Origin of the sequence: Gilliamella sp. W8126 (assembly GCF_016102185.1) — a bacterium.
Lineage (GTDB): Bacteria > Pseudomonadota > Gammaproteobacteria > Enterobacterales > Orbaceae > Gilliamella > Gilliamella apis_A.
Window position 1 is genome coordinate 81,242 of the sequence record NZ_JACFPE010000002.1, and the last position, 26,125, is coordinate 107,366.

Consider the following 26,125-nt stretch of genomic DNA (forward strand, 5'->3'; position numbering starts at 1 on the left):
CTTAATAAAGTTTATTTTTACTATATCATTAATAGCTAATTTTTAGCTAAACTAAAATAATTATTAAAAATAGCGTACAATACTCAATATTAATCATCAATTCATTATCAATCATTTAGGAATTTTGTATGACAGGTAAATTTATTGTCATCGAAGGTTTAGAAGGTGCAGGCAAAACAACAGCCATCAATACTGTTGCACGTATTTTAAAACAACATCATATTGCTGATTTACAATTTACTCGCGAACCTGGCGGTACTCCAATTGCAGAAGCATTACGAAATATTATTAAAAATGGTTTAGATAATGAACCGCTAACCGATAAAGCGGAATTGCTAATGCTTTATGCTGCTCGTATACAATTGGTTGATAATGTAATTAAACCGGCATTAAAAATGGGGAAATGGGTTATTGGTGATCGGCATGATTTATCAACTCAAGCTTATCAAGGTGGTGGGCGACAGATCGATAAGGTTTTTATTGAAACATTACAAGCTCAGGTTTTGGGTAATTTTAAACCTGATTTAACCTTGTACTTAGATATTGTGCCAGAACTCGGTTTAATGCGGGCCAAATCTCGCGGGCAGCTTGATCGCATTGAACAACAATCATTACCGTTCTTTGAGCGTATTCGTCAGCGTTATTTACAACTAGCTGAGCGTGATAATACTATTGTTACCATCGATGCCAATAAATCTATAGAAGAAGTGACAGCTCAAATTGAAACTGTTTTGAATTCATGGCTAATAAATTAGGTTTTGGTTTTATGATTTTTAATAAATATCCTTGGCTTGCATTACCTTTTCAGCAACTTGCTGATACGATTGTTAATAATCGGGCACATCATGCCATGTTAATTAATTATATTCAGGGAAGTGGTGAAGAAGAATTGATAAATCTACTGGTTAATCGATTAATTTGTCAATCTTCACAACAATTAGAGCCTTGTGGTAATTGTCATAATTGCCAGTTGTTTTTATCTCAGCATCATCCTGATTATTACGTAATTACACATGAGCAAGGTAAACAATCAATTGGTATTGATCAAATACGTAGTATTTCGACTAAAGTTTATGAAAAATCACAGCAAGGTGGCAATAAAATAATTTGGATCAAACATGCGGCTTCAATGACGGAAGCTGCAGCTAATGCATTGCTAAAAACATTAGAAGAGCCGCCAGAAAATACCTATTTTATTTTGAGTGATGAGCATAATAGCCAATTTTTACCCACAATTCACAGTCGTTGTTTTAGTTATTTTTTACCTATTCCAAAATTAGAACAATCCATTGATTGGTTAAAAAAACAACACAATCACCTATACAGCGATAATGAGCTTGCCACTGCATTATTATTGAGCGAAAATGCGCCACTAAATGCAGCAATATTACTTCAACCTAAAAAATGGCAGCAGAGAAAATCATTTTGTGAAAATTTATTAGAAATCTTACCGCAAAATAATTTTTGGCAATTAGCAAAAACTTTTAATCATGAAGGTTTTTTTGAGCACATTACTTGGTTTTGTGCATTGTTAAGCGATGCCTTAAAAGCCAAACAAAAAGTAGGTCGATACATAGTTAATCGCGATCAAGTGCCTTTAGTCAGGCTACTTGCGACAAAAAATAATAATGAAATAGCTTCGTTGTATCAAATTTGGTTACAAGCGAGGAATTTATTGTTATCGGTGACTGGATTAAATAAGGAATTGATTATCTATAATGTTTTAGCTCAATCACAACTAATTGGCTATCAGCAGAATTAAGAGAGTAATAATATAGAAATAAAGTTTTGGTCAACGGTATATTTACAGATGAAAGGATTGCAGTGAGTTATTTATCGATTGAATTTGGTCTAATTTTTGTGGGTTTCTTTGCGATATATTGGGCTTTTAGATTATTACCAAAATTTCAGAATATATTACTTTTGATTTCAAGTTATCTTATTGTTAGTAGTTATAGTTTGCAGTTTGCTGTTATCCTTTTTATTTATACCTGTGCGATATATTTTGTTTCTGTGATGATTGCTGGTTCCAAACATCATGCTAAGCGATGGTTGATATTAGGATTGGTTGCGGCAATCATCAATTTAGCATTATTTAAATATTTTGATTTTTTTCGGTATGAGTTACAGTCATTATGTAATTATTTAAACTTATCAATTTTAATACCTGTTGTTACGGTTCTTATTCCAATAGGCATTTCATTTTATACTTTCCATTCTGTAAGTTATTTAGTATCAATTAAAAAAAGAGAATTACCGGTAGCGAGATTTTGGGATTTTGCTTTGTTTTTAGCTTTTTTCCCCAGTTTAATTGCCGGTCCAATCAATCGAGCAAAAACGTTTCTACCTCAAATAGCAGTAAGTCAACCTAGAGATATTTTAGAACCCTTTCGCGCTTTTACATTAATTATTTTAGCCGTCATAAAAGTTTATTGTCTGGGCGGATTAATTAGTGAAAATTGGGTAACGCCAATTTTTTCAAACCCTTTAGAATATAGCGTTATTGATTTATTAGTTGGCTTATATGCTTATGCTATGCAAATTTATCTTAACTTTTCTGGTTATACTGACTTAGTGACAGGAATTGCGCTTTTATTAGGTTTCCGGCTGCCGATTAACTTCAATTTTCCTTATTTAGCCTCTAATTTACGTGAGTTTTGGGATCGCTGGCATATTAGTTTATCTCATTGGATTAGAGATTATATTTATATTCCTTTAGGTGGTAGTCGTCGTGGTTTTGTTCGCACTCAAATTAATGTGATGTTAGCTATGTTACTGTCTGGATTATGGCATGGAGCAGGGATTAATTTTATTATTTGGGGCGCTTGTCACGGTATAGGCATTGTCTTTCTTAATATTTTAGACCGTTGTATAGGTCGAGGATGGATAACGCAACGTTCGCCAATTGTTGCACGATTATTAACTTGGCACTATGTCTGTTTTACCTGGCTATTTTTCTGTTGTGAGAGCTTCACTGATGCATTAGATTACCTATATGCTTTATGCCACAATTTTACCGTAGATTCACATTATATCGGGGCATTTATAAGTATAGGTATCGTATTTTTTATATATCCAATATGTAAAAATATTCCTACTTGGAGTGCGTTACAATTTAGTAAAATAAATAGTATTTACCTGCCAGTCTTTTTTATCCTTATATTATGGCTAACAATCTATTTAGCACCTTCTGGTGTACCAAATTTTATTTATGCTAATTTTTGATTATGATGAAAAATTAAAATGACATACAAAAAAACATTTTCGAAAAATAGAAGAAATACGTCTAAAAAAATTAGGCCACAAAATCAAGTGTTGAAAAATAATAGTTTTAATAATAAGAGAACTAAAAACAATTTTAAAAAATCAGATTGTTTACTAGATAAGCAAGATACGCTTTCTGCAAAAAAAATTTTTTTCCTATTATTTATTACCGGTATTGCATTAATTGCAATTTATCACCGATCAATTTTAATCTATTGGCAACAAACTTATCATTCCGATCTTTTTAATTCAGAAAGTGTTACTCAAGACTTCATAAAAGAAGATTCTGACGAACCTATAGATGAAATTTTATTAGGATCTCAAACAACAACCGTTGAACAGAATGATAACTTAAAAGATGTTAATATTCATTTGGTTAAAGATGTTCTAATTATTTCACAACCAGATGTTGTTAAAATAAACAATACGACTAAACAACAAATACATAATCAATCCATTCCTAATAATAAAGATGTTACTCAATCAAAAAATCAGCCAAATGAGCTAGTAAACAATCAAGCATCTTTATTAACTGATATTGAAACACCTAAAGTGCCAAAACATGATATCCCATTAATTCATGAACCATTACCAATAGTATTAACCGAAAATGATAAGGTCTTTTTTGCCGGTGATTCATTAATGCAAGGCGTTGCACCATATGTTAAAAAAATGTTATTCAAACAATATAAAATAGAAAGCATTGATCTTAGTAAACAAAGCACGGGACTTGCTTACCCAAAAGCCTTTAATTGGCCAAAAACAATTAGTGATAACTTAATTACCGATCCTTCTATTAAATTACTTGTGGTATTTCTGGGGCCTAATGACCCGTGGGATTTTCCCTTAAAAGGATACCCTAAATACGTTAAATTCAAATCACCTATATGGGAAGAAGAATACCGTTTGCGTATAGCTGCTATTTTAAATAGTGCTTATGAGCATGATGTACAAGTCCTTTGGCTAGCAGCTCCTTGTATGCGTAAACCGAAACTCAATGAAGGCATGGTGTATTTAAATATGTTGTATCAATCTGAAATAGAAAAAGTACAACAACATTTTTTAACTACTAATCAGTTATTAGGTTGTACTTATGAGAATTTTACAAGTTTTGTTGAATCCGATAAAGGAAAAATAAAAGTAAGGGTTGATGATGGCGTCCATTTTACCACCACCGGCCAGAAAATTTTAGCCACGGCTATTATGGAAAAAATCATTTTTAAACAATTAGAGGACAATGATAGTGATTAAACTTTTAAAGTATATTCTTACTGTAATGATTGTCACTGTTTCTGTTGGTTGCAGTGTCGCTGAAAGTAGAACAAGTGCACTATCCGGTATTGTTGACTTTGGCGATCCCAATAGCAAACAATTTATCCAACGATTAAACTCATTGTCCAAAAATACAAATAGTAATCAAGTAGTGAATATCACTCAACTTGGCGATTCTCACTCTGCAGCAGATTTTTTTACTGGTGAATTTCGAACTTTGATGCAACAAAAATATGGTAATGCAGGGATTGGCTGGGTCACTCCGGTTGCGATAAAAGGTCAAAGCCATGCAGGGGTAAGTTGGAAAGTAAAAAACTGGAATGTATTAAGTAGCCGTACATTAAGTAATTTAGATTTCCCGATGGGAGGATTTATTGCTAAGCCAACCAAAGATGTAGCGACTATACAGCTGATACCTAAAAATGCAGGCAACAAAAATTGGCGAGTACAATTAACCGTTAAAGTTTTAAAAAATAGTCCTAATTTGTTGAATATTTATGATGCTAATGATAAAAAAATAGATATTAGCTATTCATCCAAAAGTAATGTCTGGCAGACAATATCTTTTATCACTAAAGCACCTTTTTCTATCAAAGCAACTAACGATATTGAAATAGGTGGTATATGGTTAACTCGTTACCAACAATCTGGCGTTGTTGTCTCTTCGATTGCAACTAATGGTGCCAAACAGACAATATGGCAGAAGTGGGGCCCTAACTGGTTAAATGAATTATCGGCATCAAAAAGTGATTTGATTATTCTTGAATATGGTACAAATGAAAGTTTTGATGAAACTTTAGATGCGAATGCTTATCGTAAAAACTTGGTGAAAAATATTCGTCAAATTCGCAAATCCTCACCAAATTCGGTAATATTATTAATGACGCCACCAGATACAATGTTAAATGAAAAGAATTTTCCAAAGTCTTTTGCTAAAGTAATGAGTATCCAAAAACAAGTTGCTAAGTCAGAGAAAACGCTATTTTGGGATTGGCAACTGGCAATGGGCGGCCCTCATTCTATTAAAGATTGGCGTAGGCGAGGCCTTGCTCGTCCAGATTTAGTACATCAAACATTACAAGGTTATAAAGAAAGTGCTCGTATATTCTATGCTGATTTAAGTGAATTTATTAAAAAGAATAGTTAAAAATTTATAATTAAAAGGAATAACTAAGTTATGTCATCTCCAATTATTGTTGCTGTTGATTTTTCTGATACAAAGTCCGCATGGAATTTTATTGATAAAGTTGAACCTAAAGATTGTCGCCTTAAAATCGGTAAAGAATTATTTACTCATGCTGGTCCTGATTTTATTAAACAGATACAACAAAAAGGTTTCGATATTTTTTTAGATCTCAAATTTCATGATATTCCTAATACGGTAGCCAAAGCGGTAGCTGCTGCTGCTGAGTTAGGTGTCTGGATGACAAATGTTCACGCCAGTGGTGGGATTCGTATGATGGAGGCGGCAAAAGATGCCCTTTACCAATATGGAAAAGATGCACCTTTATTAATTGCGGTCACTGTACTAACGAGTATGGAATCTTCAGATCTTAAAGAAATTGGTATTGATGTATCGCCATTAGAACAAGCAACTCGTTTAGCATTATTGGCCAAAAACTGCGGACTTGATGGTGTAGTTTGTTCAGCTAAAGAAGTACAGAGCTTTAGAACGCGACTTGGTAGTGATTTTAAATTGGTTACACCAGGTATCCGTCCGGCCGGTTCTACACCTGATGATCAGCGACGAATTATGACTCCACAACGAGCGCAAGCAGCTGGTGCAGATTATTTAGTCATAGGTCGTCCTATAACGCAAGCGGATGATCCAAGCAAAGCATTACAAACTATTTTATCAACACTTGATTCATCTAAGAGCAATTAGTATGTCAGATAATCCAATTGTTTATTCAACTGAGCATGGTCGAATAACACCTGAAAAAGCCACTAAGCCTCGTCCTAAAGGTGATGGTATTATTCGTATTTCACGTCAGACATCGGGCCGAAAAGGAAAGGGTGTTTGTGTGATTGATGGTTTTGACTTAGATGATGGCCAATTACAGCAATTAGCCGTCGATCTTAAAAAACGTTGTGGTTGTGGCGGTTCGGTTAAGGATGGAAAAATTGAGATTCAAGGTGATAAACGCGATCTATTAAAATCACTAATAGAAGATAAAGGATTTAAAGTTAAACTTGCTGGAGGTTAGTAACCAGAAAATAATACCCTTTTTAAAAAGGGTATTATTTGAAAAGAAATTAATTAGAACGGTAACCACGCATTTTTTTACTGATGTCACGACGTTCCTTAGAAATTTCAGCATTTTTGATGATGTAATCATCAACACGATCATCGTAATCGCTCTTCATGTTGGCAATAATAGCTTGAAGCTCTTCGTAAGTCATATCAGGTTTAATATAATCACTTAAATTTTCAAGTAATAATACGCGCTTTTGGTTGTCACGAATTTTCTTCTCGTTATCTGAGATTTCGCGTTTTAATTTGTTTAAACGACGTGACAAACGAATGTATTCAAGAACATCTTGAAATGATGGTGCGGCTGATTTTTCCTTGTCCATCTATAACCCCTTATTTCTGAAAAAATGAAAAACAATTATTCTTTAATTATATACCAATAATTTTTTGTGGTCATATTAAATATAGTTTTATTGTTAAATGTTATAGTTAAAAATTAATTTTGATGATTATTTTTGTTTTGTCTGAACTTTTTTAAAGTTTGGTTGTATATTATTTTTAAGTAATATCAAAAATTTTATTGAATTGCGGATAAATTGATATAAAAGCAAAAACAAGTATTAAGAATTATTGCAAAGTATTATACAATACGTCGTTAATTATAGAGTACCGAATGAGAGAATCATAATGAGCTGGATTGAAAAAATTCTGAGTAAAAATAATATATCGTCAGATCATAAAAAGGCGAATATTCCAGGTGGTGTTTGGACTAAATGTAGCAATTGTGAGCAGGTCATTTATCAAGCTGAACTTGACCGAAACTTAGAGGTCTGTCCGAAATGTGATCACCACATGCATATTCCTGCCCGAGTTCGCTTATATCGTTTCTTAGATGAAGGATCTGATGTCGAAATTGGTGCAGAACTTGCTCCGAAAGATATTTTAAGATTCAAAGATACTAAAAAATATAAAGATCGTTTAACTGCGGCACAAAAAGAAACTCACGAAAAAGAAGCTATGGTCGTTATGAAAGGAACACTACTAGGCATTCCGGTTGTCGTAGCTTGTTTTGAATTTGCTTTTATTGGTGGATCAATGTCATCGGTGGTTGGCGCTTTATTTACTCGTGCTGCTGAACAAGCAATTGCAGATAAATGCCCACTAATTTGTTTTTCAACCAGTGGTGGTGCTCGTATGCAAGAAGCACTATTCTCATTAATGCAAATGGCAAAAACGAGTGCTATTTTAGCTAAAATGCAAGATGAAGGATTACCATACATTTCAGTAATGACCGATCCAACAATGGGCGGTGTATCTGCAAGTTTAGCTATGCTAGGCGATATTAATATTGCAGAGCCTAAAGCATTAATTGGTTTTGCTGGCCCTAGAGTAATACAACAAACTGTACGTGAAACATTGCCAGAAGGATTCCAACGTAGTGAGTTTTTACTTGAAAAAGGCGCAATTGATATGATTATTCATCGTCGAGATATGCGACCAAAAATTGCTGGTTTATTGGCTAAGTTAATGAAACTTCCTAACCCTTTTGATAATGTCGTTAATGATGAAACAATTTAATTGATCATGCAAAATAAAATCCCTGATGCCATGTCAGATCTTGAGACATGGCTTTGTTATTTGGAACAGTTACACCCTTCAAGCATTGAATTAGGGCTGGAAAGGGTAAAATCAGTCGCTGAGCGATTAGATTTATTACAACCAGCACCTTATATTTTCACTGTAGCAGGCACTAATGGCAAAGGGACAACTTGTCGTACGCTAGAAATGATTTTACTTGCTGCTAATAAGCGTGTTGGTGTTTACAGTTCTCCACATTTATTACGTTTTACTGAGCGAGTTAGAATCAATAATCAAGAGTCAACCCCATCAGATACTGTTAAGGCATTTGCTGCGATTGAAAAGGCCAGAGGCGATGTTTCATTAACCTATTTCGAATATGCAACACTGGCGGCTTTATATCAATTTAAGCAAGCTCAACTAGATATCGTTATTTTAGAAGTGGGGCTAGGTGGTAGGTTAGATGCCACCAATATTGTTGATGCTGATATTGCAATTATAACGACAATCGGTATCGATCATGTTGAATATCTTGGCAATACCCGAGAAAGCATTGGGCAAGAAAAAGCGGGTATTTTTAAACCTAAAAGCATCGCTGTAGTTGGCGAACCTGAAATACCATCTTCCATTTTAGACGTTGCCCATGCTATAAATTGTCCTATCTTTGCTGTAAACAAAGATTGGTCTTATCAACAAATTGATAAATTATTCTGGCAATTTCATTCTTCGATAAAGCAGTATAAAAATCTTCCGATTCCACATGTACCTCTAGCTAATGCTGCAACAGCAATTGCAGCCCTTAGTTATTCACCATTTTCTATTACTCAAAAACAAATAGACAGTGCTCTTGAAAAAACTAGCTTGATAGGACGTTTTCAAATCATCCAATCATCACCAACTGTAATCGTTGATGTTGCGCATAACCCTCATGCGGCTAGTTATTTAGTCAAGCAAATTGAGTTATTAAAACAACAACAATCAAAAGTTGGAAAAGTGAGATTTGTGATAGGAATGCTTAAGGATAAAGATATTAAAAGTACTTTATCTATATTTAATGCTGATCAGTGGTATTGTGCTTCACTTTATGGTGAACGGGGATGCAATGCTGATATATTAAAGCAGTTTTTACAAGAAGAAAATGTAGCGAACATTGCAACGTTTGATTCGGTGTATGAAGCATATCAAAAGGCTATGCAAGAAGCAAAAGAAGATGATATTATTGTCATTTGTGGCTCATTTCATACCGTTTCTGCCGTTTTGGATACTGTAGGCAACTAGGCAAATGTGAACATGGATAATAATCAAAAGAAAATTAAATGTGGCTCAAATAAAATTAGAAATCAACTTATTGGTTTTGCTACATTTTTGTTAATAATTGCTATTATTGCTCCAAATATAATCACGGATAAATCTAATTCGCAAACTTCAACAGTTCCTATATTACAATCAGGTGTAATAGATGAACAAAATCAAGATTTTGCAGTGAAAAATGAATCTTCTTATACACCTGATTCAGATCAATATCCTAGCCCTTTAGCTTCACCTGATATTATTGATGAGAGTTTTAATCCTCAAATAACGACATCTTCTGAACAAACTGATAAACCCTATATGATTCAGCTTGGTGCATTAAAAAATAAGAAAAAAATTGAGGAACTAGTTGCCTTATTAAGGCTGAATAACTATAACGTTAGAGTGATACCAAATAATTCTGGACCAAATCAACTAATAAAATTACAAGTGGGTCCTTATGCGAAAAGAGAACAAGCTGAACAGTTGATTAGTAATTTAAATAATTTAACTAAGTTAAAAGGTGTAATTATTACTAATTAACAACCATTTTATGATGTATAAAGATTAAAAAATATTAATATAAAATTGTGAGTTATTATGATGAATTGGGTTGATTTTACGATTATCGGTGTGATTCTTTTATCTGCACTGATTAGTATTATTAGAGGTTTTGTCAAAGAAGCGCTATCTTTAATTAGTTGGGTGCTAGCGTTCTTTATTGCCAGTCGTTTTTATATGTACATTACTAGTTATTTGACTTATTTTGATAGTGATGTCATTCGGATTGCAGTTGCTATTGCGATACTTTTTATTTCGACATTAATTGTTTGTGCAATCGTCTCTTATATTATAGGTCAATTAGTCCAAAAAACAGGACTATCAAGTACCGATCGAGTATTGGGAATTTGTTTTGGGGTATTAAGAGGTATTTTAGTTGTTGCAGCAGTGCTTTTTTTTGTTGATACCTTTACACCATTATCTCAATCTCCATATTGGGTGCAATCACAACTTATTCCGCATTTCCATTTTATCATTCGCTGGTTTTTTGATTTTATACAGCAGTCGTCTTCATTTTTAGTTCAATAAGTTTGAGGTAATCATTGTATGTGTGGTGTTGTTGGTATTGTAGGATGTAGTACTGTTAATCAATCTATTTATGATGCTTTAACTGTTTTACAACATCGTGGACAAGATGCAGCTGGGATTGTAACCATTGATGAACAAAATCGCTTTCGTTTACGTAAAGCAAATGGTTTGGTAAAAGATGTATTTCAAGAACATCATATGCAACGTTTACAAGGTAATCTAGGTATAGGTCATATTCGTTATCCAACCGCTGGTAGTTCAAGCCCTTCAGAAGCTCAACCTTTCTATGTAAATTCGCCATATGGCATAGCATTGGCTCATAATGGTAATTTAACTAATACTGATCAGTTACGAGATAAGGTGTTTGAATTAGCGAGACGTCACATAAATACTAGCTCAGATTCAGAAGTATTACTTAACATTTTTGCTAGTGAGTTGGATAAATTTCCGACTTATCCGTTAACTGCAGATAATATCTTTAGTGCTGTCCATCAAGTTCATCAAATTATTAAAGGAGCTTATGCTTGTGTCGCAATGATTATTGGTCATGGGCTGGTTGCTTTTCGTGACCCATTTGGTATCCGACCATTGGTTATTGGTAAAAAAGTTATTGATGATCAAAAAACAGAATATATGGTTGCCTCTGAAAGTGTCGCTTTAGATATCCTCGATTTTGAATTTATGCGAGATGTAGAGCCAGGTGAAGCTATTTATATTACTCAAGATGGCCAGCTTTATTCTAAACAGTGTTCTGATAATCCGCAATATTACCCATGTATTTTTGAGTATGTTTATTTTGCTCGACCTGATTCATTCATGAATGGTGTATCTGTTTATCAGTCTCGGATATTAATGGGGCAAAAACTAGGACAAAAAATAGCTAGAGAGTGGAAAGGTATTGATATTGATGTCGTTATCCCTATTCCAGAAACATCCTGTGATGCAGCTCTTGAAATTGCTCGTATTTTAGATAAACCTTATAGACAAGGCTTTGTTAAAAATCGTTATGTAGGGCGTACCTTCATTATGCCTGGACAAAATGCTAGAAAACTTTCAGTAAGAAGAAAACTTAATGCTAACCGTATTGAGTTTGAAGGTAAAAATGTACTTCTTGTTGATGATTCTATTGTCCGAGGGACGACGTCTGAAAAAATTCTTGAAATGGTTCGTTCTGTTGGCGCTAAAAAAGTTTATTTAGCTTCGGCTGCACCAGAAATTAGATATCCTAATGTTTATGGTATCGATATGCCTGTTGCTAGTGAGCTAATTGCTTATAATCGATCAGTAGATGAGATTGCAAAAGAAATCGGAGCTGATAAATTAATATTTCAAGATCTCTCTGATTTAATTGATTCTATTAGAGAACAAAATCCCAAAATTCACCATTTAGAATGTTCTGTATTTACTGGCAACTATATTACAGAAGATGTTGATGATAATTATTTTAATCAATTAGAGAATAATAGAGCAGAAACTAAAATATCTTTGCCAATTAAAGAATCTGAAAATCTTGAAATTTATAATGAAGAACAATAGCAGTTATTTAATATTGCTAAAAATTATGACAAGATTATAATAAATAAATCTGAAGTAGTAATTTCAGATTTATTTATTGAAACCAATCTATTTAATTAGTTTGAAATTTGAACGCGTTGATTAATTTTTTATTAGTAAAAAACTATATTTTTCAACAAAGTAATAAAAAAGCTAATTTATCCTAAAAAACCTCCAAATATAACCTAATGAAAAATAAGGATAAAATTAATCTTTACAAAAAAAATCAAAAAAAAGAATAAAATATTTTGATAAATGACTTTTTTGTAATAAAATTCCTATAAATTTAATCTTTTTGTAAAGAAATATTAATTTTGTAAAAGTGATTTAATAATATATAAATTTAATTAAAAGTAATAAATAATCACAACTATTAATGACAATACAGTAATGCTAAAAAACATAAAAAAACATTGTAATATTGTCAGAGGAATATAAGGAATAATTAAGATGACAAAGAGTCTTAATTTAAAAATTATCTCAGCTTTCGTAATTGCAACGTTGTCTTTGCAGCCTGTTTATGCTACAGACTCGGAGACAGCATCAAACGCAGTTGATAGTAATAAGATAATTGAATTAAAGAACGGCACTAAAGCTCGAGAAATGATAAATAATCAACAGCGTAGTCTATATCAGATTGCGCTATTAAGTAGTATTTCGATTTCAGAGCTAAGAGCGATGAACGCTGGTCGATTTGACAAGAAAGATGTTGTTGATGTTGGTGACCGTTTAATTTTGCCAGAAAACTCTCCTTTATTACCTGCTATAAAAGTTAGTAATGATAAAAAGGATCAACATCCGAATTTACCAAAACTAAGTTCTGATGATAATTACGATGTAAAAAAAGATAAAGATGCTTTAGCCACGCAAGTCGCTTCTACATTACAGACTCTCGCTACTCAAGACTGGAAGCAACTTACTTCATCTGATAACGGCGGTATATCAGGTCGTTTGAAAGACAAAGGTAAAAATTACGCTGAAAGTTATGTTCGTAATGGCGTTAAGACGCAAGTTGTTGATCCAGTTCGTAATGCAGCACAGGATTTCTTAGGTCGTTTTGGTACAGCTCAGTTACAGTTTGATTTGAGTGATAAAGGCCAATTTAATAACGTTAATTTAAAATTATTTAGCCCTTGGATTGACACCGAGGATATGTTGATATTTAGTCAGGTTTCATTTCAAGAATATGAACATAATCGCCGCATAGGTAATATTGGTATTGGTCAACGTTGGGATGTTGCCGATAAAAAATGGTTACTCGGTTATAATGTGTTTTGGGATCACGACTTTCAACGAGATCATAACCGTTTAGGTATTGGTGCCGAAGCATGGAGTGATTACATGAAATTTGCGGTCAACTATTATCACCCATTATCGGATTGGAAAGAATCCAAAGATTTTGATGATTATTTAGAGAGAGCAGCTAAAGGTTTTGATATTCGTTTTCAAGGTTATTTGCCGCAATATCCACATTTAGGTGGTTCATTAATGTATGAACAATACTTTGGTGATAAAGTTGCATTATTTGGTAAAGATAACTTACAAAAAGATCCTCGAGCGATAACTGTTGGCTTGGATTATACTCCTGTCCCTCTATTCACGATAAAAGCGCAACATAAACGAGGGCAAGATAACAAAAAAGCTACTACAGCAGAATTAACCATGAATTATCGAATTGGTACGCCATTAAAAGATCAATTAGATCCAGACATGGTACAATCAGCTCGCTCTTTAAAAGGCAGTCGATATGATTTAGTTGATCGTAACAACTATATTGTTCTTGAATATAAAGAAAAACGAATGACTGTGGATTTAGGGTTAGAATCTGTTCAATTAATTGAAGGGTCAACATCTAATATTACTATAGGTTTGCATAATGCTAAAGGTCTATCACAATTAGAATGGTCTGGTAATATGCAAGATATTGATAATGGTGGCGGTTTCTTATGTTCTGCAACGGGAACTTGTACTGCCTCTTCATGGCTTAACCCACCAGCGAGTATTGATAATTGGAAAATAGTTGCGCCAAGGTATCTTGATAAAAACGGTCAACGTCAACCAGTTAGCACCAATGGTATTTATTCTTTATCGGTGACTGTAACTGATGGTAAAGGAAAATCAGCAACATCTAATAGTGTCTCATTTGAGGTTCTACCTAATACTGAACTACGCAAAGTGGGGGTTTGGGCTATTGATAAACTTGGTAAACCAAGTGCAGATCCTATTCAAAATCCAGCTAATGGTTTAGATGCGGTTACGGTAATGGCAACATTGATCATGCCAAAAGATGGAGTAGGAAGCCGAAGTTTGACTGATTATAATGGATTTAGTGATGATATCTTAATGGATAGTATTTCCAATACGTTTGAAGCTTCTGTTACCAATTTGTGGATAGCAACTAGTAATGGTAAACAAATTAATTTAATTGATGGAACTTCTGGAAAAGTGAAATCTTGTCCAACTTCAGATCCTTGTGTCATCGTTAAATCATTCGAAAAAGTTAAGATGGGACAAAAAGTATCTAGTAATGCTGCGACTGCTAAGGATATAGAAGTAATTGGTGATACCTATGCCATTGATGTTGCTTCAAATATCACAGGTACAGTTGATTTTGTAGCTAAGTTAAATAAATATGGTCAATCTTTGAACCATGCTGTTGTTTACTTCAATGGAGGACAAGCAGGTAAGCTTGAGGTCTATCGAAGTGAAGGTAATGTATTAGTCGCAACCAGTGATAATAGTTCTTATCTAGTATTTAATCCAAATGGTCCGAAAGAATGGAAAGTTCACAGTGATTATTATGTAGTCGCTTATGATATGGCAGGAGAAGTAATTCAAGATCCATTTGTTGTCTGGTCACTTGTTGGATCAAATGATAGTGCATGTCCAGGTGATAAGATGACACATATAAAAAATGATTATACTAATCCGGATTATCGAAATGGACCATGGTTCAACGTAAGTATGGGTAGAAATGCACATTATAAGATTCGAGGAATTAAATCGAAAATAAATGGCAGTAACAGCGATGGTGAAGATAGCTACGCGTTTATAGGTACTAGTATTGAAAAAGTTGATGGTGCACCTGAGTATGTGAATTGGCAACAAGTCTCTATTTCTGAAAAAGCATGTGCTGGTGACCAAGGCTTTTTATTACAAGTTACTGCTTATTAAAATTAGAAGAGTTTTTAATTGTCGCGATTTATCGTTGATAATTTAAAAGGGAACACCAAAAAAATGGTGTATTTATATAAATACAACATGTTAATTTATCAAAGAAAATAGGAAGTTAAACATGAAAAATCTAACAATCAAAAAAGTCGCGTTAGGCTTGTTCTTAGCTGGTTATGCAGCTAGTAGTGCCTATGCAGTAGATTTAAAAAGTACAACAAGCAAAGAAATACTAGGTAATGCACCTGTTATTTATTCTGACAAAAGTAAAGAAGAACGACAAGTGACTGTTCGTATTTCAGCAGACGAAGCAGGTGTAACTGCTGGAGGCCCTGATAGAAAAGCAGAAGTTGGTGATTTTATTCACGTCTTTTATGAATTAAGAGATTTAGATGGCGATCTAGATGAAAATGGTGTAGTAAAAGATACACTAAAAGTATGGATTAATGATGGTACAAACTGGGTCAAAGTGAACACTGCTCTTGATATTAAATTCTCCAATGATGGTGAAAGAGGTCACATATATTTCCAAATCCCTGAAGATATGGCCGGTGCGGTGAAAGTTGGTTTACAACTTCAAGAGAAAACTACATTTGGTAACCCAAATACAAACCAATGGTTAGACATTGCTGATATTTGGAGTAATAAAACTCCTGAAGTAAAACCAGAAATTGGTGACAATGACAAACCAACCGACGATACTGGTCCTGGTGATACAGATCCTGATAACCCAGTGGGACCAATCGTTTCTAAAGAAAGTACAAAATTGGGTATTTTCAAATATGACACAACTGGTGCACTTGATATGACTGTAAATTTAGCTAGTTTGTCAAAACCAGAAGGCATTACAGATGATGTGTGGGCTCAAAAATCAACTCCACGCTATGGCGATCGCTTAGCTGCTGTTGTTTGGCAAAAAGTGAAAGGTGATACAACAGCTACTTCTGTACCAGGTGCTAACGATAGAATAATTACTGCTTCATATAGCTTTACATGGAATCTTTCAGGTCCTTCTAACGACACAACTGGTAATGTAGATTCTTCAGAAAAAGTTACTGCAGGTGTGTATTCTGTAACTGCTGCTAATAATAATGATTCAATTGCTTTAGGTGCGGTTAACGCAGCAGGAGGCAATGTTGCTTTAACTGGAGCAAAACATAACTCAGTATATAGTATTGCTGGTACTAAAGCTGGTATTCAAGGCTTCAAACTTCAAGTTACAGCAAACTAATTATTCATTAGTTATGAGATTAATAAAAACCACTCTTTTGGGTGGTTTTTTTTTGATTAAATGAACTTAATTCAAACTCAATTGCTAAAAGTTTTGGTTAATATAATATTTAATTGTGCACTTCTCAGCATTAAATTGCTACAATAATTAATATAGTCAAATTGATAACTACACTCATGATTATTTCTTGGCAACAACTTGAACCTCAAACATTAAATAATCTTATTGAATCTTATGTACTTCGAGAAGGTACTGATTATGGCCTGCAAGAAAAAACACTTGTAGATAAAGTTAACGAGGTTAAACTTCATTTAATTAATGGAACTGCGGCAATTTTTTGGTCTGAATTACATGAAACAATCGATATCAAAATTATAAAATAATGATTAAAATCGTTTTATTGAGTATATGATTTATTGTGTAACTTTGTTATAGTGTAATTGTAGTAATTGAATGGAGAGGACGGAATAATGATTGGTAAACAGCAATCAGATACAACATTAGAATGGTTTTTATCTCATTGCCATATTCATAAATATCCAGCTAAAAGTACCCTTATTCATCAAGGAGAAAGAGCCGAAACCCTCTATTACATTTTGAAAGGATCTGTTGCTGTATTAATTAAAGATGATGAAGGTAATGAAATGATTTTGTCTTATTTAAATCAAAATCAATTTCTAGGTGAATTAGGTCTTTTCGAAGAGGGCACGGAGCGTAGTGCTTGGGTTAAAGCGAAAACAAGTTGTGAAGTAGCTGAAATCTCCTATAAAAAATTTAAACAGCTTGTACAAGTTAATCCCGATATTTTAATGCGACTCGCTAGCCAAATGGCGAGTCGATTACAAGTTACATCAGAAAAAGTGAGCAACTTAGCTTTTTTAGATGTTGCTGGACGAATTGCACAAACCTTATTGAACTTAACTAAACAACCAGATGCAATGACTCATCCTGACGGTATGCAAATTAAAATTACACGTCAGGAAATTGGTCAAATAGTTGGTTGTTCACGTGAAACAGTAGGCAGAATTTTAAAAATGCTTGAAGACCAACATTTGATTTCAGCACATGGCAAAACAATTGTGGTTTATGGTACCCGTTGATTATCGAAATTGTAATTAAAATGATTGAGATATTACGAGATATTAAATGACACAACAAAGATACATTCCGAATCATGTCGCTATTATAATGGATGGTAATGGTCGTTGGGCTCAACAACGTAATCAATTAAGGGCGATTGGCCATCGAGCTGGTTTAAAAGCGGTTCGTAAAATTGTTACTCATGCTGCAAAACTAAATATCAAAGTACTGACTTTATATGCTTTTAGTAGTGAAAATTGGAAGCGGCCATCTAATGAAGTTTCAGCATTAATATCACTTTTTATTTATGCATTAAATCGAGAAATTAAAAGTTTAAATAAACATAACGTCCGTTTAAATATTATTGGTGATATCTCAAAGTTTAATGAACATCTTCAAAAACTGATTATTGATGCTCAATGTTTAACACAAAATAATACCGGCTTGGTTCTCAATATTGCGGCTAATTATGGTGGTCGCTGGGATATTGTACAATCAGCACAAAAAATGGCAACTGAGGTTTTGCAAGGAAAAATGAAAATTGAAGATATTAATGAGGATAGTTTTGCATCAACTATTAGCATGAGTGATTTGCCTGAAGTTGAATTAGTTATACGTACTGGTGGTGAATATCGAATGAGTAACTTTTTATTATGGCAAAGTGCCTATGCTGAACTCTATTTTACCGACACACTATGGCCTGACTTTAATTCAATATCCTTTGATGAAGCGATAAATGTATTTAATACTAGAGAACGACGTTTCGGCGGTGTTCAAAATGAGGAACTTTAATGTTAATTCACCGTATTTTAACTGCACTAATACTTATTCCACTGGTAATTATTGCTTTGTTTTTTGCACCATTATCAATATTTTCTTATCTAATGATCGCTGTTTGTGGAATGGCTGCATGGGAATGGACTAATTTTCTCGCTATCACTAAACCATTAAATAAAATTGTTTTTACATTTTTTGTTGTAATGTTATTAAGTTTAGTTTACTTAATTCCAAATACAGAATTAATAAAATATAGATTATTCAATTATATAATTTGTTTATCGATTATTTGGTGGTTAGTTGCGTTATTGCTGGTAATTGGTTATCCAAAATCAGCAAAATACTGGTCTAACTCTTTAGTTATTAAGTTATTATTTGCATTTTTTACACTGGTTCCTTTCTTTATCAGTATGATTGAACTGCGATCAATTAATTATACATTAAATACTTATACCGGTGCTGTTTGGTTGCTATATGTATTTGTGGTAGTATGGGCCACCGATACTGGTGCATATTTTGTTGGTAGAGCGTTAGGTAAACGCAAATTAGCAGCAAAAGTATCACCCGGTAAAACGATAGAAGGCTTTTTAGGTGGGGTTGGCTCTGCTATTTTAATTAGTATATTTGTTTATTTAACTGGCTATTTTCAATTGAGTTTCACTGCCTTTATGTTGAGCTCTTTATTGGCTATTTTGGTTTCAGTATTGGGCGATTTGACTGAAAGTATGTTCAAAAGAGAAGCTGGTATTAAAGATAGTGGTAATTTAATACCTGGACACGGTGGCATTTTAGATCGGATTGATAGTTTAACTGCGGCAGTTCCGATGTTTGCGGCACTATCTTTATATTTACTTTAAAAGGTTATTGATTTTGCTCTGGTCACTGTTGTTATTTATTATTACTATCAGTATATTAGTCACTGCACATGAGTTTGGGCATTTTTATGTGGCTAGGTTATGTAAGGTCCAGGTAGAATGTTTTTCGATTGGTTTTGGTAAAAAAATATGGGCGCGTAAGTTTTCAAGTGGAACTGAATTAGTTATTGCTATGATTCCACTAGGTGGCTATGTTAGAATGCTTGATAGTCGAGCTAGTGAACTAGCGCCTAATTTTGAAAAATTTGCTTATGACAAAAAGAAATTGTGGCAAAGAGCAGCAATTATTTTCGCTGGCCCATTTGCCAATTTTGTTTTAGCCGTGTTTATCTATTGGATTATCTTTTTGATGGGAGTCGTAGAGTACCCTGTTATAGTAAAAAATGTTATACCTTTAACCCCGGCTGCAACCTTAAATATTCCAGCTGATTCAGAGTTAAAGATGATAGATAATGCAAAAATTGATAGTTGGAATGATGTAAATATTGCATTGATTACCGCTTTAGGAAATCAGAATATTAATGTTACCTATATAGATAGTTCAAATGGCGATAAAACACCAGAAGAAGTGACTAAAAATGTTAATATTAGTCATTGGTATTTTGATATAGAGAAAGATTCTGCTATAAGAGCTTTTGGTTTTATACCTAAACAGTTGGAAATTTATCCAATTGTAAGTAAAATTGTGACTGATTCAGCTGCAGAGCAAGCGGGTTTGCAAGTTGGAGATAAAATTATCAGTTATAATAATCAGTTATATACAAATTGGATTGATTTTACTAATACAATAAAAAAAGCTGAAATCATGGTATTGAAAGTGGATCGTGATGGTAAAGATATCAATCTAACTTTAACACCCAAAATAAATAAAAATGGAGAGGGTGTTGCTGGATTTTACCCGACATCCGATTCAGTAATTAGGCAGTATAGTTTTTTAAATGGATTTGGCAAGGCGATGGAACAAACTATATTAACAACCAAGTTAACTGTTCGATCTCTTTATCAATTAGTAACAGGTGTTATTGGCCTTAAACACTTATCAGGACCAATAACTATAGCAAAAAGCGCAGGGCAAACAGCAAGTTATGGTTTTACTCCTTACTTATATTTTCTGGCTTTTATTAGTATAAGTTTAGGTGTAATCAATCTTGTTCCATTACCAATGTTAGATGGCGGGCAGTTGCTTTTTTTATTATTTGAAAGAATAAAAGGAAATGCCTTATCAAATAAAGCACAAGAGCGTTTTTTTCGTATCGGATTTGTTTTATTAATGGTAATAATGGGAATTGCACTATTTAATGATATTTTACGATTGTAATGGGATGAGGTTATAAATATATACGATGAAAATAAATAACTTACTTATAGCATCTTTGCTGTTTAGTACTACAGCAGTATATAGTTCCAATGCATTTTGTGTTGATGATTTTGTAGTTAAAGATATCAAGTTTGAAGGCCTACAGCGAGTAACTGTTGGTGCTGCCATGCTTGAAATGCCAATCCAAGTTGGTGATTATGTAAATGAAGCTGACTTAGGTCGTATTATTAAATCTCTCTACTCAAGTGGTAATTTCGATGATATCACCGTATCAAGAGATGGCGATAGGCTAATTGTACATGTGCAAGAGCGTCCTACTATTGCCAGCATTACTTTTTCCGGTAATAAATCTGTTAAAGATGATATGTTGAAAAAGAATTTAGATAGTACAGGTATTCGAGAAGGTGATGCATTAGATCGCACCATGCTCTCAGGCGTTGAAAAAGGTTTAGAGGACTTCTATTACAGTGTAGGTAAATATAATGCTCAAATTAAAGCTGTAGTTACGCCATTGTCTCGTAATCGTGTTGATCTAAAATTAGTTATTGCTGAAGGCAAATCGGCGTTAATTGATCAAATCAATATTGTAGGTGCAAAAGCTTTTTCATCAGAAGAACTGATTTCTCGTTTTACATTACGTGACGAGGTTCCGTGGTGGAATATGCTAGGAGACCGTAAATATCAAAAACAAAAATTAGCATCTGACTTAGATGAATTACAAAGCTTTTATCTAAATCGAGGTTATGCTCGTTTTAATATTGAATCAACACAAGTTAGTTTAACTCCAGATAAAAAAGGTATCTATGTAACTATTAATATCCATGAAGGTGAGCAATATAAATTATCCGAATTGGATTTTAAAGGTAACTTTGCTGGTCATAAAGAAGCAGTAACCAGAATAGCCAAAGAAAAACTGACTGTTGGCGACCTTTACAGTGGTAAAAAAATTACTGATATTGAAGATAATGTTAAACGTTTATTAGCTAATTTTGGTTATGCTTACCCACAAGTATCTATTCAACCAGAAATGGATGATGCGTCGCATACTGTTAAATTAATAGTACTAGTTGATGTTGGTCAACGTTTCTATGTCCGTAATATCAAGATTGTTGGAAATACGGTTACTAGTGAAAGTGTTGTTCGTCGTGAGCTTCGTCAAATGGAAGGTTCATGGTTAAGCAATGGATTGGTTGAACTAGGTAAAGATCGTTTAAATCGACTTGGATTTTTTGATACTGTCGAAGCCAACACTGAACGTGTTCCGGGAGTCGATGATCAAGTTGATATCATTTATAAAGTTTCTGAACGAAATACGGGTAGTATTAAATTTGGAGTTGGTGTTGGATCAGATAGTGGTGTTAGTTTTAATGCTGGTATTTCTCAAGATAACTGGTTAGGTACTGGTAATAGTGTTTCTTTTGATATTAATACTACTAGCAATGATAAAACAGCATCAATATCGATTGTTGACCCATATTTTACGGTTGATGGTGTCAGTTTAGGCGGTAGTGTTTATTACAATACTTATAAAACTGATAGCGATGATGAAGAGTCAGAATATTCAAGTAAAACTTGGGGTGCGACAGCTAATTTAGGTTTTCCGATAAGCGAAAATAATTTCCTCCGATTTGGTACAGAATACGCTAACCATAAATTAACTGATATGAGTGCTCAGTATAATATGTGGCGTTATTTTAACTCTATGGGTGAAAATATGAAAAATAAAGATAAATCTTTTTCATATGATACCAACGATATATTATTAAGTGCTTATTGGACATATAATTCATTAGATCGCGGATACTTCCCAACTGATGGTCTAAAAGTAACAGCAAATTTAAAAGCGACAGCGCCAGTCTTTGATAATCGATACTATAAAATGGTTACTGATGCATCTTATTACTATCCAATTGACGGGGATCATAATTGGGTGTTCTTAGCTCGTGGTCGATTAGGCTATGGTGGTGGATTTGGTGGCAAAGAGTTACCATTTTATGAAAACTTCTATGCTGGTGGTTCAACTGTTTTACGTGGTTTTAAATCAAATACTGTTGGTCCTAAAGCAGTATATTTTAACAAAGATGGTTGTCGAACTCTAAATGATACATCGGGATGTGAAAAATCTAAAGATGCTGTCGGGGGTAATGCGTTAGCATTTGCCAGCACAGAATTGGTTGTTCCGACACCATTTGCCAGTGAAAAATATGCTGATAGTATTAGAACATCAGTATTTTTTGATGCAGGTACTGTTTGGGATACGGAATGGGATCTAAAAGGAAAAAATATTCCTGATTATAGTTCCCCATCGGATATTAGAATGTCAGCTGGTCTTGCTGTTCAATGGATGTCTCCATTAGGTCCATTGGTATTTTCTTATGCACAACCATTTAAGAAATATGATGGTGATTCAGCACAACAGTTTCAATTTAATATAGGTTCAACATGGTAATGCCAAGTTGTGAATAACTAAAATATATAGGTGAATAAAGTGAAAAAAATTATATCTGTTCTTGGTCTTAGTGTTGTATTACTTTTTACTGGCGCAGCAAATGCCGAAATTAAAATTGGTGTTATTGATGTTATGTCAGTGTTACAACAAATGCCCCAACGAGAAACGGTTGGAAAAGCTTTAGATAAAGAATTCGAAGCTAGAGCGAAAACATTACAACAAGAAGAGAAGAAAGCTAATGATGCGGCAGCGCGTTTAAAGAAAGATGGTTTAACTTTATCTTCTTCTGAAAAAACAAAATTAAATAAAACTATTTCTGATTTTGAAAATAAAGCAAAAGCTTTCTCAAATGATTATCGTAAACGAGAAACAGAAGAAGCCAGTAAATTATTAACTAAAATTCAAGAAGCTGTTAAAAAAATAGTTGAAGAAGAAAAATATGATTTAATATTAAAAGCAGAAGCAACTTTATCGGCTTCAGATGCAGTTGATATTACAAATAAAGTTTTGGAAAAGGTTAAAAATTAATGTTTGCTTTTCGTTTAGAGCAATTAGCTGAACAGTTAGGTGCTACCTTATACGGTGATGGTGAATTAATCATCACTGGTGTGGCATCAATGACAAGTGCAAAGCAAGGTCAAATAACTTTTTTGTCCGATAAGAAATTCCAAAATAATTTATCTAGCTGTGATGCATCAGCTGTTGTCATGACTGAAGATAGTCTTAAATATTGGAGTGGGGCTGCTTTAATCGTAAAAGATCCTTATTTATGTTATGCAAAATTAGCCCAAATTTTGGATACCACTCCTTTGCCTGCTAGAGATATCGCGGATTCAGCCGTTATTGATTCAACAGCACAACTAGGTAACAATGTTGCTATTGGTGCCAATGCCGTTATCGAAAGTGGTGTTGTTCTTGGTGATGATTGTATTATTGGTGCCGGTTGCTTTATTGGCAAGGATACAATTATCGGAGCTGGCACTAGGCTATGGTCTAATATATCTATATATCATAACTGTGTTGTTGGTGAAAATTGCTTAATCCAATCAGGAACTGTAATCGGTGCTGATGGGTTTGGTTATGCTAATGATAAAGGTAAATGGATAAAAATTCCTCAACTAGGCCGAGTTGTAATAGGTAATAATGTTGAAATTGGCGCCTCAACAACTATAGATCGTGGTGCTCTAGATGATACTGTTATAGGCAATGGTGTCATCATTGATAATCAATGTCAAATAGCTCATAACGATATTATCGGTGATCATACCGCTGTTGCTGGGGGGGTAATCATGGCTGGAAGTTTAACTATTGGTCGTCATTGTTTAATTGGTGGTGCAAGCGTCATTAATGGACATATGGAAATTTGCGATCAAGTTACAGTAACAGGAATGGGAATGGTAATGCGCCCAATTACCGAACCTGGAGTATATTCATCGGGAATCCCATTACAACAAAATAAAGTATGGCGTAAAACAGCTTCATTAGTATTACATATTGATGAAATGAATAAACGTTTGAAAGCACTTGAGAAGAAGCTGTTAAATATCTCGACGTAGTCGATTACGGTCGGTATAATGCTTTCCTATTTTGTAAAATTAATTAGCTCAATTATTGTTTATAATATGATTATGAGCGAGTATATTTAATAATTTCGAGGTATAAAGATGCAAGTTTCGGTAGAAACAACACAAGGTTTAGGTCGTCGTTTATCAATTACTATTAAATCAGAAGATATCACCAAAGCGGTTAATAAAGAACTTTTAAATACTGCTAAAAAAGTTCGTATTGATGGTTTTCGTAAAGGCAAGGTTCCTTTAAAAATTGTTGAGCAACGCTATGGTGCTTCTATTTTACAAGATGCTTTAAGCGATTTAATGCAACGTAATTTTATCGATGCTATCATTCAAGAAAAATTAAACCCAGCTGGTGCACCAGTATATACTCCAACAGAATATAAAGATGGTGAAGATTATACTTTTACCGTTGAGTTTGAAGTTTATCCAGAAATCAAAATTAAAGATTTAGATAAAATCGAAGTTGAAAAACCAGTTGCCGAAGTTGTGGATGCAGATGTGGAAACAATGATTGAAACTTTGCGTAAACAACAAGGTTCTTGGAAAGTTGTTGAACAAGAAGCTAAAGAACAAAACCGTGTTACTCTCGACTTTTTAGGTAAAGTTGACGGTAATGAATTTGAAGGTGGTAAAGCTGATGATTTTGCTCTTGTTTTAGGACAAGGTCGTATGATTCCTGGTTTTGAAGATGCAATTATTGGTCATAAAGCTGGTGATCAATTTGATATCAATGTAACTTTCCCAGAAGATTATCATGCTGAAAACTTAAAAGGTAAGCCTGCGGTATTTGCTGCTACACTTAAGAAAGTTGAAGAGCTTGAACTTCCAGAACTTACTGAAGATGTGGTTAAAAGATTTGGTATTGCTGATGGAACTGTTGAAAGTTTACGTGCAGAAGTACGCAAAAATATGTTACGTGAACTTAATGCTACAATTCGTAATAAAATTAAATCACAAGCTATTGATGGTTTAGTTAAAAATAACGATACTGAAGTTCCTGCCGCTTTAGTTGATCGTGAAGTTGATGTGTTACGTCAACAAGCGGTTACTCGTTTTGGTGGTAATGCTAAACAAGCAATGGATCTTCCTAAAGAGTTATTTGAAGCAGAAGCTAAACGTAGAGTATTAGTTGGATTGCTATTTAGTGAAATTATTGAAAGCAATAAATTACAAGCTGATGATGCTAAAGTTCAATCGTTGATTGATGAAATTGCAACAGCTTATGAAGATCCAAAAGAAGTAGTAGATTATTACCGTAAAGATAAGAAAGCAATGGATAATATCCGTTCAGTTGCACTAGAAGATCAAGTAGTTGATTTATTATTAGCTAGTGCTAAAGTAACAGAGAAAACCTATTCGTTTTCTGAATTAATGAATCAGCAAGTTGCATAAGCAATTTGTTATTTTAT

At 33.7% G+C, this 26,125-nt stretch carries 24 protein-coding genes; 23 read left to right on the plus strand and 1 reads right to left on the minus strand.

Annotation, left to right across the window (positions count from 1 at the left end; all coding sequences use genetic code 11):
- Positions 1 to 128 precede the first annotated feature (128 nt).
- From tmk to yciH, 7 genes are all read left to right on the plus strand, one after another.
- The gene (gene tmk / locus H3S74_RS04415) at positions 129 to 755 is read left to right on the plus strand and encodes a dTMP kinase (RefSeq protein WP_198200978.1); all 627 of its coding nucleotides are present in this window, start codon (positions 129 to 131) and stop codon (positions 753 to 755) included.
- On the plus strand, positions 740 to 1,762 hold the full coding sequence (holB, locus tag H3S74_RS04420) for a DNA polymerase III subunit delta' (protein ID WP_198247337.1): 1,023 nt from the start codon (positions 740 to 742) through the stop codon (positions 1,760 to 1,762). Before tmk ends, holB begins: the two co-directional genes overlap by 16 nt.
- Before the next feature lie 62 nt (positions 1,763 to 1,824).
- On the plus strand, positions 1,825 to 3,225 hold the full coding sequence (locus H3S74_RS04425; RefSeq protein WP_198247338.1) for an MBOAT family protein: 1,401 nt from the start codon (positions 1,825 to 1,827) through the stop codon (positions 3,223 to 3,225).
- Between the two features lie 18 nt (positions 3,226 to 3,243).
- Positions 3,244 to 4,515 (plus strand): DUF459 domain-containing protein, encoded by a 1,272-nt coding sequence (locus tag H3S74_RS04430; RefSeq protein WP_198200972.1) that lies wholly within the window; start codon positions 3,244 to 3,246, stop codon positions 4,513 to 4,515.
- Entirely contained in the window at positions 4,508 to 5,683 is a 1,176-nt protein-coding gene (locus H3S74_RS04435; protein ID WP_198247339.1) for a GDSL-type esterase/lipase family protein, read from the plus strand. The genes H3S74_RS04430 and H3S74_RS04435 overlap by 8 nt, the downstream gene beginning before the upstream one ends.
- 30 nt (positions 5,684 to 5,713) lie before the next feature.
- Positions 5,714 to 6,421 (plus strand): orotidine-5'-phosphate decarboxylase, encoded by a 708-nt coding sequence (gene pyrF / locus H3S74_RS04440; RefSeq protein WP_198247340.1) that lies wholly within the window; start codon positions 5,714 to 5,716, stop codon positions 6,419 to 6,421.
- A gap of 1 nt (position 6,422) precedes the next feature.
- Positions 6,423 to 6,743 (plus strand): stress response translation initiation inhibitor YciH, encoded by a 321-nt coding sequence (yciH, locus tag H3S74_RS04445; protein WP_305040912.1) that lies wholly within the window; start codon positions 6,423 to 6,425, stop codon positions 6,741 to 6,743.
- Between the two features lie 49 nt (positions 6,744 to 6,792).
- On the opposite strand, the gene tmaR is transcribed toward yciH, so the two are convergent.
- The gene (gene tmaR / locus H3S74_RS04450) at positions 6,793 to 7,113 is read right to left on the minus strand and encodes a PTS system regulator TmaR (protein WP_065577725.1); all 321 of its coding nucleotides are present in this window, start codon (positions 7,111 to 7,113) and stop codon (positions 6,793 to 6,795) included.
- A gap of 304 nt (positions 7,114 to 7,417) precedes the next feature.
- Between tmaR and accD the strand changes: the two genes are divergently transcribed.
- The 16 genes from accD (at position 7,418) to tig (ending at position 26,108) form a co-directional block, all read left to right on the plus strand.
- Positions 7,418 to 8,308, plus strand: a complete 891-nt coding sequence (gene accD / locus H3S74_RS04455) for an acetyl-CoA carboxylase, carboxyltransferase subunit beta (RefSeq protein WP_110447116.1) — start codon at positions 7,418 to 7,420, stop codon at positions 8,306 to 8,308.
- Between the two features lie 6 nt (positions 8,309 to 8,314).
- The gene (gene folC / locus H3S74_RS04460) at positions 8,315 to 9,586 is read left to right on the plus strand and encodes a bifunctional tetrahydrofolate synthase/dihydrofolate synthase (protein WP_232354847.1); all 1,272 of its coding nucleotides are present in this window, start codon (positions 8,315 to 8,317) and stop codon (positions 9,584 to 9,586) included.
- Between the two features lie 12 nt (positions 9,587 to 9,598).
- A complete protein-coding gene (locus H3S74_RS04465) occupies positions 9,599 to 10,141 on the plus strand; it encodes an SPOR domain-containing protein (RefSeq protein ID WP_198247341.1) in 543 nt (180 codons plus the stop codon).
- 60 nt (positions 10,142 to 10,201) lie between these two features.
- A complete protein-coding gene (locus tag H3S74_RS04470; protein WP_110448014.1) occupies positions 10,202 to 10,687 on the plus strand; it encodes a CvpA family protein in 486 nt (161 codons plus the stop codon).
- Positions 10,688 to 10,705: 18 nt separating this feature from the next.
- Positions 10,706 to 12,223, plus strand: coding sequence for an amidophosphoribosyltransferase (gene purF, locus H3S74_RS04475; RefSeq protein ID WP_198247342.1), 1,518 nt, complete (start codon positions 10,706 to 10,708; stop codon positions 12,221 to 12,223).
- A gap of 468 nt (positions 12,224 to 12,691) precedes the next feature.
- Positions 12,692 to 15,415 (plus strand): inverse autotransporter beta domain-containing protein, encoded by a 2,724-nt coding sequence (locus H3S74_RS04480; protein ID WP_198247343.1) that lies wholly within the window; start codon positions 12,692 to 12,694, stop codon positions 15,413 to 15,415.
- A gap of 121 nt (positions 15,416 to 15,536) precedes the next feature.
- Positions 15,537 to 16,643, plus strand: coding sequence for a hypothetical protein (locus tag H3S74_RS04485; RefSeq protein WP_198247344.1), 1,107 nt, complete (start codon positions 15,537 to 15,539; stop codon positions 16,641 to 16,643).
- 176 nt (positions 16,644 to 16,819) lie between these two features.
- Entirely contained in the window at positions 16,820 to 17,026 is a 207-nt protein-coding gene (locus H3S74_RS04490; protein WP_198247345.1) for a YheU family protein, read from the plus strand.
- An 84-nt stretch (positions 17,027 to 17,110) separates the two neighbouring features.
- On the plus strand, positions 17,111 to 17,743 hold the full coding sequence (crp, locus tag H3S74_RS04495) for a cAMP-activated global transcriptional regulator CRP (protein ID WP_110448015.1): 633 nt from the start codon (positions 17,111 to 17,113) through the stop codon (positions 17,741 to 17,743).
- Between the two features lie 46 nt (positions 17,744 to 17,789).
- Complete coding sequence (locus tag H3S74_RS04500) at positions 17,790 to 18,515, plus strand: isoprenyl transferase (protein WP_110447123.1); 726 nt, start codon at positions 17,790 to 17,792, stop codon at positions 18,513 to 18,515.
- Positions 18,515 to 19,357 (plus strand): phosphatidate cytidylyltransferase, encoded by an 843-nt coding sequence (locus H3S74_RS04505; protein ID WP_110447124.1) that lies wholly within the window; start codon positions 18,515 to 18,517, stop codon positions 19,355 to 19,357. The genes H3S74_RS04500 and H3S74_RS04505 overlap by 1 nt, the downstream gene beginning before the upstream one ends.
- A 13-nt stretch (positions 19,358 to 19,370) precedes the next feature.
- Positions 19,371 to 20,693, plus strand: a complete 1,323-nt coding sequence (gene rseP / locus H3S74_RS04510) for an RIP metalloprotease RseP (protein ID WP_181414617.1) — start codon at positions 19,371 to 19,373, stop codon at positions 20,691 to 20,693.
- Positions 20,694 to 20,718: 25 nt separating this feature from the next.
- The gene (bamA, locus tag H3S74_RS04515; RefSeq protein ID WP_198247346.1) at positions 20,719 to 23,142 is read left to right on the plus strand and encodes an outer membrane protein assembly factor BamA; all 2,424 of its coding nucleotides are present in this window, start codon (positions 20,719 to 20,721) and stop codon (positions 23,140 to 23,142) included.
- 39 nt (positions 23,143 to 23,181) lie between these two features.
- A complete protein-coding gene (locus H3S74_RS04520; RefSeq protein ID WP_181414618.1) occupies positions 23,182 to 23,670 on the plus strand; it encodes an OmpH family outer membrane protein in 489 nt (162 codons plus the stop codon).
- Positions 23,670 to 24,698: a UDP-3-O-(3-hydroxymyristoyl)glucosamine N-acyltransferase gene (gene lpxD / locus H3S74_RS04525; RefSeq protein ID WP_198247347.1), complete on the plus strand. Its 1,029-nt coding sequence runs from the start codon at positions 23,670 to 23,672 to the stop codon at positions 24,696 to 24,698. The genes H3S74_RS04520 and lpxD overlap by 1 nt, the downstream gene beginning before the upstream one ends.
- A gap of 108 nt (positions 24,699 to 24,806) precedes the next feature.
- Positions 24,807 to 26,108 (plus strand): trigger factor, encoded by a 1,302-nt coding sequence (gene tig / locus H3S74_RS04530; RefSeq protein ID WP_198247348.1) that lies wholly within the window; start codon positions 24,807 to 24,809, stop codon positions 26,106 to 26,108.
- The last annotated feature ends 17 nt before the right edge of the window (positions 26,109 to 26,125 follow it).

Bases quoted from the DNA above. Each gene is read 5' to 3' on its own strand.
- accD (WP_110447116.1), top strand. From the start codon at position 7,418: ATGAGCTGGATTGAAAAAATTCTGAGTAAAAATAATATATCGTCAGAT.
- H3S74_RS04465 (WP_198247341.1), top strand. From the start codon at position 9,599: ATGGATAATAATCAAAAGAAAATTAAATGTGGCTCAAATAAAATTAGA.
- tmk (WP_198200978.1), top strand. From the start codon at position 129: ATGACAGGTAAATTTATTGTCATCGAAGGTTTAGAAGGTGCAGGCAAA.
- folC (WP_232354847.1), top strand. From the start codon at position 8,315: ATGCAAAATAAAATCCCTGATGCCATGTCAGATCTTGAGACATGGCTT.
- H3S74_RS04480 (WP_198247343.1), top strand. From the start codon at position 12,692: ATGACAAAGAGTCTTAATTTAAAAATTATCTCAGCTTTCGTAATTGCA.
- lpxD (WP_198247347.1), top strand. From the start codon at position 23,670: ATGTTTGCTTTTCGTTTAGAGCAATTAGCTGAACAGTTAGGTGCTACC.
- H3S74_RS04490 (WP_198247345.1), top strand. From the start codon at position 16,820: ATGATTATTTCTTGGCAACAACTTGAACCTCAAACATTAAATAATCTT.
- H3S74_RS04500 (WP_110447123.1), top strand. From the start codon at position 17,790: ATGACACAACAAAGATACATTCCGAATCATGTCGCTATTATAATGGAT.
- yciH (WP_305040912.1), top strand. From the start codon at position 6,423: ATGTCAGATAATCCAATTGTTTATTCAACTGAGCATGGTCGAATAACA.
- H3S74_RS04470 (WP_110448014.1), top strand. From the start codon at position 10,202: ATGAATTGGGTTGATTTTACGATTATCGGTGTGATTCTTTTATCTGCA.
- H3S74_RS04485 (WP_198247344.1), top strand. From the start codon at position 15,537: ATGAAAAATCTAACAATCAAAAAAGTCGCGTTAGGCTTGTTCTTAGCT.
- bamA (WP_198247346.1), top strand. From the start codon at position 20,719: ATGAAAATAAATAACTTACTTATAGCATCTTTGCTGTTTAGTACTACA.
- H3S74_RS04505 (WP_110447124.1), top strand. From the start codon at position 18,515: ATGTTAATTCACCGTATTTTAACTGCACTAATACTTATTCCACTGGTA.
- H3S74_RS04430 (WP_198200972.1), top strand. From the start codon at position 3,244: ATGACATACAAAAAAACATTTTCGAAAAATAGAAGAAATACGTCTAAA.
- holB (WP_198247337.1), top strand. From the start codon at position 740: ATGGCTAATAAATTAGGTTTTGGTTTTATGATTTTTAATAAATATCCT.
- purF (WP_198247342.1), top strand. From the start codon at position 10,706: ATGTGTGGTGTTGTTGGTATTGTAGGATGTAGTACTGTTAATCAATCT.
- pyrF (WP_198247340.1), top strand. From the start codon at position 5,714: ATGTCATCTCCAATTATTGTTGCTGTTGATTTTTCTGATACAAAGTCC.
- tig (WP_198247348.1), top strand. From the start codon at position 24,807: ATGCAAGTTTCGGTAGAAACAACACAAGGTTTAGGTCGTCGTTTATCA.
- tmaR (WP_065577725.1), bottom strand. From the start codon at position 7,113: ATGGACAAGGAAAAATCAGCCGCACCATCATTTCAAGATGTTCTTGAA.